At 68.2% G+C, this 13,923-nt stretch carries 11 protein-coding genes; 7 read left to right on the top strand and 4 right to left on the bottom strand.

What is annotated here, in order from left to right; genetic code table 11:
- Positions 1–80: 80 nt before the first annotated feature.
- The 7 genes from OG214_RS19790 to trxA all read left to right on the top strand — a co-directional run bounded on the left by OG214_RS19790 (position 81) and on the right by trxA (position 9,693).
- Positions 81–2,465 (top strand): DUF6049 family protein, encoded by a 2,385-nt coding sequence (locus OG214_RS19790; protein WP_363079901.1) that lies wholly within the window; start codon positions 81–83, stop codon positions 2,463–2,465.
- 45 nt (positions 2,466–2,510) lie between these two features.
- Entirely contained in the window at positions 2,511–4,649 is a 2,139-nt protein-coding gene (murJ, locus tag OG214_RS19785; RefSeq protein ID WP_363079900.1) for a murein biosynthesis integral membrane protein MurJ, read from the top strand.
- Between the two features lie 119 nt (positions 4,650–4,768).
- Complete coding sequence (locus OG214_RS19780) at positions 4,769–6,484, top strand: protein kinase family protein (protein ID WP_405985488.1); 1,716 nt, start codon at positions 4,769–4,771, stop codon at positions 6,482–6,484.
- A gap of 43 nt (positions 6,485–6,527) precedes the next feature.
- A complete protein-coding gene (gene sigM / locus OG214_RS19775) occupies positions 6,528–7,232 on the top strand; it encodes an RNA polymerase sigma factor SigM (protein WP_405985487.1) in 705 nt (234 codons plus the stop codon).
- On the top strand, positions 7,229–8,227 hold the full coding sequence (locus OG214_RS19770) for an anti-sigma factor family protein (RefSeq protein ID WP_405985486.1): 999 nt from the start codon (positions 7,229–7,231) through the stop codon (positions 8,225–8,227). Before sigM ends, OG214_RS19770 begins: the two co-directional genes overlap by 4 nt.
- A 118-nt stretch (positions 8,228–8,345) precedes the next feature.
- A complete protein-coding gene (gene trxB, locus OG214_RS19765; protein ID WP_363079895.1) occupies positions 8,346–9,317 on the top strand; it encodes a thioredoxin-disulfide reductase in 972 nt (323 codons plus the stop codon).
- 43 nt (positions 9,318–9,360) lie between these two features.
- A complete protein-coding gene (gene trxA, locus OG214_RS19760) occupies positions 9,361–9,693 on the top strand; it encodes a thioredoxin (protein ID WP_217307651.1) in 333 nt (110 codons plus the stop codon).
- A gap of 96 nt (positions 9,694–9,789) precedes the next feature.
- On the opposite strand, the gene OG214_RS19755 is transcribed toward trxA, so the two are convergent.
- From OG214_RS19755 to rsmG, 4 genes are all read right to left on the bottom strand, one after another.
- Entirely contained in the window at positions 9,790–10,407 is a 618-nt protein-coding gene (locus OG214_RS19755; RefSeq protein ID WP_363079894.1) for a GNAT family N-acetyltransferase, read from the bottom strand.
- 302 nt (positions 10,408–10,709) lie between these two features.
- Positions 10,710–11,813: a ParB/RepB/Spo0J family partition protein gene (locus OG214_RS19750; protein WP_405985485.1), complete on the bottom strand. Its 1,104-nt coding sequence runs from the start codon at positions 11,811–11,813 to the stop codon at positions 10,710–10,712.
- Complete coding sequence (locus OG214_RS19745; RefSeq protein ID WP_363079919.1) at positions 11,810–12,886, bottom strand: ParA family protein; 1,077 nt, start codon at positions 12,884–12,886, stop codon at positions 11,810–11,812. The genes OG214_RS19750 and OG214_RS19745 overlap by 4 nt, the downstream gene beginning before the upstream one ends.
- A 266-nt stretch (positions 12,887–13,152) precedes the next feature.
- Positions 13,153–13,869, bottom strand: coding sequence for a 16S rRNA (guanine(527)-N(7))-methyltransferase RsmG (rsmG, locus tag OG214_RS19740; protein ID WP_363079892.1), 717 nt, complete (start codon positions 13,867–13,869; stop codon positions 13,153–13,155).
- Between the last annotated feature and the right edge of the window lie 54 nt (positions 13,870–13,923).

The raw sequence follows: 13,923 nt of genomic DNA, 5'->3' as shown, positions 1-13,923 counted from the left end.
CGCACATCGTTACCATGCGTGGACGCAGGAATCGACAAACCACCGACGGCAGCAAACGATGACGAGGGACGGGCGAGCGCGTGGCGGAGGCGGCAGACTTCCAGGGGATGGTTCACTCTCCTGCCCGCCGGTGGCTGCGGCGCACAGCCTCCCTGATCGCCGGAGCGCCGCTTCTGGCGGGCCTGGTGGCCGGTACAGCGGCTCCCGCGGCCCACGCGGACGCCGGCGCGACGGCAGCCGATGGTGCCCGTACAGTCGCTGTGGCGCTCAACACGCTGACCCCCGGCGCGCCGGTGCAGGGCGACACCCTCACGATCTCCGGCACGGTCACCAACAAGGGCAAGGGGACCATCACCGACGCCCAGGTGGATCTCCGGGTGGGTTCGCGGATCTTCGGCAGGACCGCGATCGACGACGCCTCGGCCCGCTCCGCCGGCACCACGGCTGACACGGCCCCGATCGACGGCAAGTACAAGGTCACCGTCCCGAAACTCATCTCCGGGATCCCCCAGGACTTCACCCTCTCCGTACCGGTCAACAAGCTCGGGCTCGACGACGAGGGCGTCTACCAGCTCGGTGTCTCACTGACCGGTCAGACCTCCTCCGCTCCGTACGCGCACCTCCTGGGCATCCAGCGCACCTTCCTGCCCTGGCAGCCCGAGGCCACCGAGAAGAGGACCGAGCTCACCTATCTCTGGCCGCTGATCTCGTCGACGCACCTCTCCGCGGAGACCGGCTCGGACGATCAGCAAACGCCGGTCTTCGAGAACGACGACCTCGCCGAGGAGCTGGCCCCCGGCGGCCGGCTGGAGCAGATGGTCTCCCTCGGTAACCAGCTTCCCGTCACCTGGGTCATCGACCCCGATCTGCTCGCGACCGCCGACGCGATGACCCGGAACTACCGCGTCAGAAGCGGGAGCACCACCGTCCCGGGCACCAACCAGGCGATGGCCCTCAAGTGGCTCAACGACCTGGAGAAGGCCGTACAGGGCCGTAAAGTCGTCGCCCTGCCGTTCGGGGATCCGGATCTGGCGTCGCTGGCCCACCGCGGCAAGGACGTCTCCGGCGCGCTCAGCCATCTCCAGCCCGCCACCGATGTGGCCGGTAAGACCGTGGAGACCGTCCTCCATGTGAAGCCGTCCGTCGACTTCGCCTGGCCCGTGGACGGAGCGATCGACCCTTCGATCGTCGATGTCGCGACCTCCGCGGGCGCCCACCACGTCATCACCCGCGGCGACAGCCTTCAGGACAACCTCTCGTACACCGCCAGCGCCGCACGGCCCATCGGTGGCGGGACGACGGCCGTGGTCGCCGACACCCGGCTCTCCACCGCCTTCCAGGGCGATATGACGGTGACGGGCAGCTCGACACTGGCGGTGCAGAAGTTCCTCGCGCAGTCGCTGGCCCTGACCCTTCAGGAGCCCGACGACCAGCGCAGCATCGTGGTCGCCCCGCAGCGGATGCCGACGGCGGCCCAGGCCCAGTCGATGGCGCGTGCGCTGCGCGGCCTGGACACCGAGCGCTGGACGGAACCGTCCGATCTGATCACCGCGGCGGCGGCCACGCCCGACGACGACGCCACCACCAAGGTCCCCGCCTCCGGTCGGTACCCGAAGAAGCTGCGCGACCAGGAGCTGCCCACGCAGGCGTTCCTCGACATCCAGAGGACACAGAGCCGGCTGGACAACTTCAAGGCCATCCTGAGCTCACCGGACCGGGTGGCCGCCCCCTTCGGCAACGCGATCGGCCGTGCGGTGTCGACGTCGTGGCGTGGTGACCGGGACTCGGCGCAGCAGTACCGCGGCACGGTGGAGCGCTATCTGCTGGGCCTCACCGACGAGGTGCAGCTCATCCCGAAGTCGGTCCTCACCTTGTCCGGCCGCAGCGCGACCATCCCGGTGACCGTGCAGAACAAGCTGGTGCAGGGCGTCCAGAACCTGACGCTGCGCCTCACGTCCGAGAAGCCGACGCGCCTCAAGCTCGACGGCGGCGCGCGGATGGCGGAGCGGCCCATCAAGATCGACGGCGGGCACAGCCAGTCGGTGAAGTTCACCGGAGCGGGCAACGCCAACGGCCCGGTCCTGGTGACCGCGCAGCTCTACACGGAGGACGGCAAGCTCTACGGCGGGCCCATGACCTTCCAGGTCAGGGTCTCCGAGATCACGCCCACCGTGATGCTCGTCATCGCCGGCGGTGTGCTGCTGCTGGTTCTCGCCGGTGTCAAGATGTACAGCCAGCGCAAGCGGGCGGTGGCCCGTAAGGCCGCCGCCGGGCCCATGGACGACGGCACCGGCACCGCCGACGGAGCCGCTGCCGACTCCACGGTGGGTCCGCGCGACACGAAGGACACGGACGCCGCACGGGCCGTGGAGGACACGGAACCCGAGCAGCCGAGTGACCCGACACCGGACACCGCACCAGAAAGCGCGGACGCGTCGGGCCCGGGTGAGAAAGTGGACCGTTGAGCGATGTCGTGGCCGGTCGGCCGGGGACGATGAGGTGGGGTAACCATGAACGCGCCGTACGACGGTGACCGCGGACAGGGCGCGGGCGGCGATCCGGCAGGCCAGGTTCCGCCTTCCGCGCCGCCTGCCCAGGATCCCTATGTCCAGGACGCCTACAACCAGGACCCCTACTGGGCGCAGGACCTCTCCGCGCAGGATCCGGTGACCGAGGCGCTGTACGACCGCGCCTCGCACCCGCCTCCGCCCCCGGGCACCTATCCGGATCCGCAGGCGCTGTACCAGCAGCCGCCCGCGCAGCAGTACGCCCCCGACCCCCGTATCTGGGCGCAGACCCCGCCGCCCGAGCCCTCCGGCCCCTCCCGCCGTCTGCCCTACGGGGACGACCCGAGGACCACCCAGTACACGGGCGTCGACGACCTCGTCTCCTGGGCCGGTGACGAGATTCCGGAGCAGGACGCGTTCGCGCATCTCTACCGCGACCAGCAGGGCACGGGACAGACGCTCACCGAGCCGGAGCCGGTGGCCGCGCCCGCCCCGCCCCCCGCCAAGAAGCAGGGCAAGGCCGCGGGTCTGCTCAAGTCGAGTGCGGTGATGGCCGCCGGCACGCTGGTGTCCCGGCTGACCGGCTTCGTACGGAGCCTGGTGATCACCGCCGCCCTGGGCGCCGCGCTGCTCGGTGACTCCTTCACCGTCGCCTACACCCTGCCGACGATGATCTACATCCTCACCGTCGGCGGCGGTCTCAACTCCGTCTTCGTACCGCAGCTCGTACGGGCGATGAAGAACGACAAGGACGGTGGCGTCGCCTACGCGAACCGGCTGCTGACCCTCGTCATGGTGGCGCTCGGGGCGATCGTGGCCCTCGCCGTGTACGGGGCACCGGTGCTCGTCCGGCTGATGTCGGACACGATCGCCGGCGATCCCGCCGCCAACAACGTGGCCGTCACCTTCGCCCGTTACTGCCTGCCCACGATCTTCTTCATGGGTGTGCATGTGGTGATGGGCCAGATCCTGAACGCCCGGGGGAAGTTCGGCGCGATGATGTGGACTCCGGTCCTCAACAACATCGTCATGATCGCCACGTTCGGTCTCTTCATCTGGGTGTACGGCACCGCCGCCGACTCGGACATGACGGTCAAGAGCATCCCGGCGGACGGGGTGCGGCTACTGGGCATCGGTACGCTGCTCGGCCTCACCGTCCAGGCCCTGGCGATGATTCCCTACCTCCGTGAGACCGGGTTCCGGTTCCGCCCCCGCTTCGACTGGAAGGGCCACGGCCTGGGCAAGACGGTCAAGCTGGCCAAGTGGACCGTTCTGTTCGTCCTCGCCAACCAGGCCGGCGTGCTCGTCGTCACCCAGCTCGCCACCGCCGCCGGCGAAGCCTCCGGCAAGGACGGCACCGGCATCCTGGCCTACAGCAACGCCCAGTTGATCTGGGGCATGCCGCAGGCCATCATCACCGTCTCGGTCATGGCCGCGCTGCTGCCCCGTATCTCCCGCGCCGCCCACGACGGCGACCCGGGCGCGGTGCGCGACGACATCTCCCAGGGGCTGCGCAATTCGGCGGTCGCGATCGTCCCGATCGCCTTCGCGTTCCTCTCGCTCGGCGTCCCTATCTCCGTCCTGATGTTCTCGTCCAGCGGTCTGGAATCGGCGCGGTCCATGGGCTTCATCCTGATGGCGTTCGCCCTCGGGCTGATCCCCTACTCCGTGCAGTACGTGGTCCTGCGAGGCTTCTACGCCTACGAGGACACCCGGACCCCCTTCTACAACACCGTCATCGTCGCCGTGGTCAACGCCGCGGCATCGGCCGGCTGCTACGTGGTGCTGCCGTCCCGCTGGGCCGTGGTCGGCATGGCCGCCTCGTACGGTCTGGCCTACACGGTCGGTGTCGGTATCGCCTGGCGCAGGCTGCGGAACCGGCTGGGCGGGGATCTGGACGGCGGCCGCGTCCTGCGTACGTACGCCCGGCTCTGCCTGGCGTCCGTTCCCGGAGCCCTCGCGGCCGGTGGGCTCGCCTATGTCGTCCTCAACGCTCTCGGCGGTGGCGCTATGGCCTCGCTGGTGGCACTGATCGGCGGTGGCATCGTCCTGCTGGGCATCTTCTTCGTCGCCGCGAAGAAGATGCGGATCGAAGAGCTGAACTCCATGGTCGGTATGGTGCGCGGACGCCTCGGCCGGTAGAACGGCGCGGCCGAGCACAACCATCGTCGGCTGCCGCGTGTCGTGCATAGCGTCCGACTGTGGGCACAATTGGCTTGGCTGTTGGATAGCGCGCAACGGATGGGGAGGCAGGAGCGACGGTGGCGGAACGTAGCACGGCTGCCGTCGACGTGGCCGACAACAGCGGTGATGAGCCGCTGACCGCCAAGGCGGACAAGGCCACGGCCGACGGGGTGGCGAAAGCCCAGGACACTGCGGAGAAGTCCGCACCGGACACGGGCAGCGAGCAGCGGAGCACCGTGCCGGGCATCGCGACGCCCGAGCTGCACAGCGGCCACAAACTCGCCAGACGCTACCGCCTGGAGGAGTGCGTCACCCGTCTGGACGGTTTCAGCAGCTGGCGTGCCGTGGACGAGAAGCTGCGCCGGGCCGTCGGCGTACATCTCCTCCCCGCCGACCATCCGCGGGCCCGTTCCGTGCTCGCCGCGGCCCGCTCCGCCGCACTGCTCGGTGATCCGCGCTTCGTCCAGGTCCTGGACGCCGTCGAGGAGAACGACCTCGTCTATGTCGTCCACGAGTGGCTGCCGGACGCCGTGGAACTCACCGCCCTCCTCGCCTCGGGCCCCATGGAGGCCCATGACGCCTACCAGCTGGTGAGCCAGGTCTCCCAGGCCATGGCGGCCGCCCACCGTGAGGGTCTCGCCCATCTGCGGCTGACCCCAGGAGCGGTCCTGCGGACATCCACCGGCCAGTACCGGATCCGCGGTCTCGCCGTGAACGCCGCGCTGCGCGGGATCCGCGCCGACCGGCCGCAGCGCACCGACACGGAGGCCATCGGCGCGCTTCTCTACGCCGCGCTGACACAGCGCTGGCCGTACGAGACCGATGCCTACGGTCTCTCCGGCCTTCCCAAGGGCGTCGGGCTGATCGCCCCCGACCAGGTACGGGCGGGAGTCCACCGCGGTCTCTCCGAACTCGCCATGCGGGCCCTCATCAACGACGGCGCCACCGCGTCCCGCCAGGAACCGCCGTGCACCACCCCGGACGAGCTGGCCGCCGCGGTCGCGGAGATGCCCCGTATCCGGCGGCCGGAGCCCACCTTCACCGCCCCGCCCGAATACCAGCGCACCACCTACCAGCAGGGCACCTACGGGCGTACCCAGGCAGGCATGGGAACGGCACCCACCCCGCCGGTGACACTCCCGCCGCCCCCGCTCCAGGGACGTACCGGCAAGGCCCTCAAATGGACCGTCGCGGCGCTCCTCATCGCCGCCCTGGGCCTCGGAAGCTGGCAGGTCGCCGACCGTCTGCTGGACGGGGGCAACACGGGGAACGACGCCCCTCCCACCGAGACCACCACCGGAGACGGGGACAAGGCGGCCAAGCCCGTAAAGCCGCTCCGGATCGCCGGCGCGACCGAGTTCATGCCGAGCGGGGCCGGGATAAAGCCCGAACTCGTACCGAACGCCATCGACGGGAAACCCGCCACCTCCTGGGTCACGCTCCAGTACAGGGGCTACGCCAACTTCGGCAATCTCCCGAATCGCAAGGACGGCAGCGGGATAATCGTTGATCTCGGCAGGGTGCAGGACGTGTCCGGCATCGACCTCGACATGTACCGCGCCGGTCATACGGCGGAAGTACTCGCCGCCGGCCCGGACGCATCGGCTCCGACCGGCCTCTCGGACTTCCCCCAGCGGCTCACCAAGCTGGAGTCGGTCGGAAAGACCCTGAAGCGCGCGCTCGACAAGCCCGTGCGAACCCGATACGTATTGATCCACATCACCGAACTGCCCAGCGACGGATCCGCTTCTCTCTTCCGGGGCGGTATCTCGGAGATCAAGATCACCGGCTGACCGGACCAGGGGAGCCGACCGGACCAGGGGAGGGGGCTCACCGTTGGACGACGTCGCACTCGGCGATACAAGTGACCAGGACCTGCTGAGCGCTCATGTCGCAGGCGACCCTCATGCCTTCGGTGAACTGGTACGGCGCCACCGCGACCGGCTCTGGGCCGTCGCCATACGGACGCTCGGCGACCGGGAGGAAGCGGCGGACGCGGTGCAGGACGCTCTGGTCTCCGCCTTCCGGGCGGCCCATACCTTCCGCGGTCAGTCCGCGGTGACCACATGGCTGCACCGGATCACCGTCAATGCCTGTCTCGACCGGGCCCGCAAGGCCGCCTCCCGCAAGACCTCTCCGATGGACGACACCGAGCGGCTGGAGCAGCTCCTGGAGCCGCATGAGTCGGCGGAGGCCCCTGCCGAGCGCCAGGACCTCCACCGTGAGCTGCTGACAGCGCTGGCCAAACTCCCCGTCGACCAGCAGGCGGCTCTGGTGCTGGTCGATATGCAGGGCTACCCGGTGGCGGAGGCCGCCGCGATCCTGGGTGTCCCCACCGGAACGGTGAAGAGCCGCTGCGCCCGCGGCCGGGCCAGACTGCTCCCCATGCTCACCCATCTCCGAGGAGACACCGGGCATAACAGCGATCTCGGCAGGGGAAGGAACCGGACGCCAGGGGGATCCGTCCCACCGGCATCGGCACCAAGGGATTCAGGACCAAGTGATCCCGCCGGAGTGAAGGGCGGAGGTGGGCGCGCATGACATCGACGACCGATATGGCTCAGCACCCGGATGTCTCGGAGATCTCCGATCTGACGGAAGGCCTGCTCCCGCCGTCCCGTGCCGCCGCTATAAGGGATCATCTCGACGGCTGCGCGCTCTGCGCCGATGTCCATGACTCACTCGAAGAGATCAGGGGACTCCTCGGAACCCTGCCCGGACCGCCCCGGATGCCCACCGATGTCGCGGAGCGCATCGATGCCGCACTGGCGGCGGAGGCACTCCTGAGCGCCACCGCGCCCGACGAAGCCGCGCATGCCGCGCATGTTTCACGTGAAACATCGCGCCCTTCCGAGGCCCACGCCGCGCCGGACGCTTCTTCCACATCGGACGCCTCCTCCACATCAGTGGAGATCTCGGCCCCGGACGCCCCGCAGGCCGAGGCCGCACGGACAGACCGCCCTGCGGGACGCCCGAGGGCGGCCACCGGCCCCGGCCGTACCGCTCCGACCCGCCGTCGCCGCCGTACCGTCGTTCTGGGGGCTGTCTTCGGTACAGCCGCCGTGGGTGTGAGTGTTCTGCTGCTCCAGTCGCTGAATTCGGGCACCGACAGCATCGATAAACAGACCAGCGCAGGGATCAGCTCCACAAAGAGCGATGACCGGGAGTTCACCGAGGAGCGGCTCCAGAACAGCGTGGACGCCCTGCTGGCCTCCGGCTCGGCAGCGGACCCGGGAAAGAGGCGGCCGGGAAACCAACAGGATGGTTCCCCGGCTGAGCGGAACGCCTCGAACTTCCCTCTGCTCCACCCCACGCCCGAGGTGCCGTCCTGTGTTCAGCAGGGCATCGGCCGTACCGAGCCCGTCCTCGCCGCCCAGGAGGGCAGGTATCAGGGCAGCCGTGCCTATCTCGTCGTCCTGTCCCACTCCACCGACATCAGCCAGATCCAGGCGTATGTGGTCGATGCCACCTGTGTGGACAAGCCTTCCTCGGTCAAGGGGAAGGTCCTGCTGACGCACGCCTACCCGCGCCGCTGACGACACCTGCCGTGCTGCGGGGAGCCTCGGGAATGCGGGACCCGTAGGATCCGTTGGATGGGGTGCAAGTCGTTGATCCGGCCCCAGTAGGCAGTCTGCAGAGACGAGGAAGAATCCCGTGAGCGACGTCCGCAATGTGATCATTATCGGCTCCGGGCCCGCCGGCTATACGGCCGCGCTGTACACCGCGCGTGCATCGCTGAAGCCGCTGGTCTTCGAGGGCGCCGTCACCGCTGGTGGTGCGCTGATGAACACCACCGATGTGGAGAACTTCCCGGGGTTCCGCGACGGCATCATGGGCCCGGACCTGATGGACAACATGCGGGCACAGGCGGAGCGCTTCGGTGCCGAGCTCGTCCCGGACGATGTCATCTCCGTCGACCTCACCGGTGACATCAAGACGGTCACCGACACGGCGGGTGCGGTACACCGGGCGAAGGCCGTGATCGTCACGACCGGCTCCCAGCACCGCAAGCTCGGCCTGGCCAACGAGGACACTCTCTCCGGTCGCGGCGTCTCCTGGTGTGCCACCTGCGACGGCTTCTTCTTCAAGGATCAGGACATCGCCGTGGTGGGCGGTGGCGACACCGCGATGGAGGAAGCCACCTTCCTTTCGCGCTTCGCCAAGTCCGTCACGATCGTCCACCGCCGGGACAGTCTGCGTGCCTCCAAGGCCATGCAGGACCGCGCCTTCTCCGACCCCAAGATCAAGTTCGCCTGGGACAGCGAGGTCGCGGAGATCCACGGCGATCAGAAGCTCTCCGGTCTGACCCTCCGCAACACCAAGACCGGCGAGCTCTCGGCTCTCCCGGTGACCGGTCTGTTTATCGCGGTGGGCCATGACCCGCGGACCGAGCTGTTCAAGGGCCAGCTCGATCTGGACAGCGAGGGCTACCTCACCGTCGACGCTCCGTCGACACGGACCAACCTGTCCGGTGTCTTCGGCGCCGGTGATGTCGTGGACCACACCTACCGTCAGGCGATCACTGCCGCAGGCACCGGCTGCTCCGCGGCTCTCGACGCCGAGCGCTTCCTCGCCGCGCTGAGCGACAGCGAGCACGCCGAGCCGGAGAAGACCGCCACCGTCTGAACCTCTGTACCGACCCACACCCCACAAACCGAAGGAGGCCGCCGTGGCCGGCGACCTGAAGCATGTGACCGACGAGTCGTTCGAGCAGGATGTCCTCAAGAGCGACAAGCCCGTACTGGTGGACTTCTGGGCCGCCTGGTGCGGACCCTGCCGCCAGATCGCGCCGTCCCTCGAGGCCATCGCCGCGGAGCACGGTGACAAGATCGAGATCGTCAAGCTCAACATCGACGAGAACCCGGCCACCGCAGCCAAGTACGGCGTCATGTCCATCCCGACGCTGAACGTCTACCAGAACGGCGAGGTCGCCAAGACCATCGTCGGTGCCAAGCCCAAGGCCGCCCTGGTGCGCGACCTGGAGAGCTTCATCGGCGAGTAAGCGGCGCCGGCCGACGGCCGGCTCCAATGTTTCACGTGAAACGGGCCCGTTCCCCCGACTGGGGGAACGGGCCCGTTTCCGTTCCGCTCGGAGCGTTCAGAGCGGGCGGAGCGCCGGTTCCTTCTTCACCGCGCCCAGCAGCCGGTCCAGCGCCAGCTCCACATCCTCTTTCCAGGAGAGCGTCGTACGCAGCTCCAGCCTCAGCCGAGGATGTCGTGGATGGGGACGTACGGTCTTGAAGCCCACCGCCAGCAGATGATCCGCGGGCAGCACACAGGCCGGCTCTTTCCAGCGGGCATCGCCGAACGCCTCGATCGCCTTGAACTCTCGCCGCAGCAGATCCTTGGCCACGGTCTGCACCAGCACCCGGCCGAGCCCTTGCCCCTGATAGCCCGGCTTGATCCAGGCGGTCATGAGCTGAGCCGCGTCCGGAGAGACAGGACTCGTCGGAAAGGCCATCGAGCGCGGCACATATGCCGGGGGTGCGTAGAGCACAAAGCCCACCGGCAGATCGTCGACATAGACGACACGGCCACAGGATCCCCACTCCAGCAGGACAGCCGAGATCCAGGCCTCTTTCTCCGTCTCCGATCTGCCGGCTCTTACCGCGGCTTCTCCGCTGACCGGATCGAGCTCCCAGAAGACACACGCACGACAGCGCTTGGGGAGATCCGGAAGGTTGTCCAGCGTGAGCGGTACGAGCCGACGCCCCATGAAGGCTGTTCTCCACTTCCTTCGCCTGCCGAGCCACGGGCGGCTGTCAGTGCACTCCACTCCCGAAGCAGGCCACCGGCGAAGCCGCCGATCACCCCAAGGCTCAACCCTGCTGACACCAGTTGACTGCGACTCACCGATCGCATGGCCCTCGTTCTCCTTCTGAGGTGATCAAGGTGGATGCGCCATACCAGAACGCATCGTATCCACCCAGAGCTACCTGGCACACCGAGGGACAGCAAAGGGCGGGCTGTGTTCCGGTAAGCATGGAACACGGCCCGCCCGACAGCAGCGCGAGAACCTCAGCTCTCGTCGTCGTCCTCCCCGGTGTCCCCGGAGAGTCCCTTGTCCAGGACGCGCCCTTCGCCGGGAGCGAGGGTGCCGAGAATCCGTTCCAGATCGTCCATCGAGGCGAACTCGACAACGATCTTTCCCTTCTTCTGCCCCAGATCGACCTTCACCCTGGTCTCGAAGCGGTCCGAGAGACGCGATGCCAGATCGGTGAGCGCCGGCGACAGCCGGGCACCAGCCCTCGGTCCCTTCGCCTTGGGCGTGCTCTGCGGACGCGAGCCCATCAGCGTCACGATCTCTTCGACAGCACGCACCGAGAGCCCCTCGGCCACAATGCGATGCGCCAGCCGGTCCTGCTCCTCGGAGTCGTCCACCGACAGGAGAGCCCGCGCATGACCGGCCGACAGCACTCCGGCCGCGACCCTGCGCTGCACGGGGGGAGAGAGCCGGAGCAGCCGCAGCGTATTGGAGACCTGCGGACGGGAGCGCCCGATCCGGTCGGCGAGCTGATCATGCGTGCAGTTGAAGTCCTTGAGCAACTGGTCGTACGCCGCGGCCTCTTCCAGCGGGTTGAGCTGGGCGCGGTGCAGATTCTCCAGCAGCGCGTCGAGCAACAGCTTCTCGTCGTCCGTCGCACGGACGATCGCCGGAATACGCTCCAGACCCGCCTCCCGGCAGGCCCGCCAGCGCCGCTCACCCATGATGAGCTCATAGCGCTCCGGTCCCACCTGCCGTACGACGACGGGCTGGAGAAGACCCACCTCCTTGATGGAGGTGACCAGCTCGGCCAGGGCGTCCTCATCGAACACCTCACGCGGCTGACGGGGGTTCGGCGTGATGGAGCCGATCGGCACCTCGGCGAAGTGCGCCCCGGCGCTCGCTACGGGCTCGGGCGCCTCCTCGGACTCCTGTATGACCCTCTCGGCCTCCGGTGCCATGGCGGCCTGCGGCAGTGAGGTCACCTTGGCGGCGGCCACACCACGGTCCGCGGTCAGTACCGGAGCCGCTCCGGGAGGCGCCTGGGCCACTCCTGGAGCGGGCACCTGCTTCTCCTGCGGAGCGGCAGGGATCAGCGCACCGAGCCCACGCCCCAACCCTCTACGTCGCTCGCTCACTGGATCCCCTCCGACATACTCTGCTGACTGTTCTGGCTGCCCACATGGGCCTGCTGGGCGTCATAGTGCACCCCGACCCCCCTCAGTGCGATTTCGCGGGCGGCTTCGAGATAGGACAGGGATCCACTGGATCCCGGATCGTACGTCAGCACCGTCTGGCCATAGCTCGGTGCCTCCGAGATACGTACGGACCGAGGGATGCTCGTCCGCAGCACCTCCTTGCCGAAGTGACTCCGTACCTCTTCCGCCACCTGTGAGGCGAGCCGTGTCCTGCCGTCGTACATGGTGAGCAGGATCGTCGACACATGCAGCGTGGGGTTGAGATGCCCCCGCACCAGGTCGACGTTCCGCAATAGCTGACCCAGCCCCTCCAGCGCGTAGTACTCGCACTGAATGGGGATCAGCACCTCTGCACCGGCGACCATCGCATTGACGGTCAGCAGACCGAGAGAGGGCGGGCAGTCGATCAGGATGTAATCCAACGGCTGCTCATACGCCTCGATCGCCCGCTGAAGTCGGCTCTCCCGTGCCACCAGCGACACCAGCTCGATCTCCGCACCGGCGAGATCGATGGTGGCGGGGGCACAGAAGAGACCTTCGACGTCCGGGACCGGCTGGACCACCTCGGAGAGTGGCTTGCTCTCCACCAGGACGTCATAGATCGAGGGGACCTCGGCATGATGGTCGATACCGAGCGCCGTGGAGGCGTTGCCCTGAGGATCGAGGTCGATCACCAGCACGCGCGCGCCATGGAGCGCTAGAGAAGCGGCAAGGTTGACCGTGGTGGTGGTCTTCCCAACGCCGCCCTTCTGATTGGCAACGACCATGACACGCGTCTGCTCAGGACGGGGCAGACCCTCGCCGGCTCGGCCCAGTGCCTCTACCGCCAGCTGGGCAGCGCGACCAATGGGGGTGTCGTCCATCGGGGGCGGTGTTTCACGTGAAACATCCTCCCCCGCCGACTCGGTGCGGGGACCGGGGACCGGATCGGTCATCGGTCCCGCGATGTTGGCGTCGGACCGCAAGGATTCACTCTCCTCGACTTCAGACTCGCAATGAAGAGAGCCTGCCATGCTTTCGGGGTCGCGAACCAGCGAGGCCCGTGGTTCTGTGGATGAATCCACATCTGTGGACAACCCCGTGCCCCTTACGAGGGGCTTTCGTCCGCGTGGAGTGGAAGCCTCGCGGCCACGGCCGATGATTCCCTGCAGCAGTGAGCGACGTTTCACGTGAAACACGATGCACGCGCCGCAGGTCCAGATCGTCACGACACTCCGCACTGCATAGGCAGGGCAGCTTGTATGGAGCACCACCGGTAGACGGCGCAGACCGGTACGGCTCAGCGGCGTCGCCGCACACGACCTGCTCGGGCGGCCTTGGCCCGCTTCGTCGCGAACCTCACCCCACCGGGACTCTCCCCGACCTCGACCCGCACCACGGTGGCCAGCGGATCGACGATACCCTCTCCGACCTGGAGCACCGAGGTCTCCACGACACCGAGCTTGCTCAATGCCGCGCGGGCTCCCTTGATCTCCTCCTCGGCCGTGTCGCCCTTGAGCGCCAGCATCTCGCCGTACGGACGGAGCAGCGGCACCCCCCAGCCCGCCAGACGGTCCAGCGGAGCCACCGCACGCGCGGTCACCACATGCACCGGCTGAAGCGTGCCGAGGACCTCCTCGGCACGGCCACGCACCACGGTCACATGGTCCAGGCCCAGCAGCTCGACCACTTCCTGAAGAAAGTTGGTCCGCCGCAGCAGCGGCTCCAGCAGCGTGATCTTCAGATCCGGCCGCACCAGGGCCAGTGGAATCCCAGGAAGGCCCGCCCCCGAACCGACGTCGCAGACCATCACGCCCTCGGGCACCACCTCGGAGAGCACCGCGCAGTTCAGCAGATGCCGCTCCCACAGCCGAGGTACCTCACGTGGACCGATCAGACCGCGCTTGACCCCCGCGTCCGCCAGCAGCTCCGCATAGCGCACGGCCTCGGGAAAGAACTCACCGAAAACCGTACGCGCCGCGTCCGGTGCAGGGGGAAGCTCTGCTGCCTCCGTCACGGGAACCGTCCTTCCATACCGAACCACCGACCGGTGGCTGACTATCAGGCTGGC

The organism is Streptomyces sp. NBC_00872, assembly GCF_045161915.1.
Classification (GTDB): Bacteria; Actinomycetota; Actinomycetes; order Streptomycetales; family Streptomycetaceae; genus Streptomyces.
This window is presented reverse-complemented; position numbering and strand designations above follow the sequence as displayed.

Excerpts from the sequence above, each read along its gene's own strand:
- OG214_RS19745 (WP_363079919.1), bottom strand. The coding sequence starts at position 12,886 with ATGGCAGGCTCTCTTCATTGCGAGTCTGAAGTCGAGGAGAGTGAATCC.
- murJ (WP_363079900.1), top strand. The coding sequence starts at position 2,511 with ATGAACGCGCCGTACGACGGTGACCGCGGACAGGGCGCGGGCGGCGAT.
- OG214_RS19770 (WP_405985486.1), top strand. The coding sequence starts at position 7,229 with ATGACATCGACGACCGATATGGCTCAGCACCCGGATGTCTCGGAGATC.
- OG214_RS19755 (WP_363079894.1), bottom strand. The coding sequence starts at position 10,407 with ATGGGGCGTCGGCTCGTACCGCTCACGCTGGACAACCTTCCGGATCTC.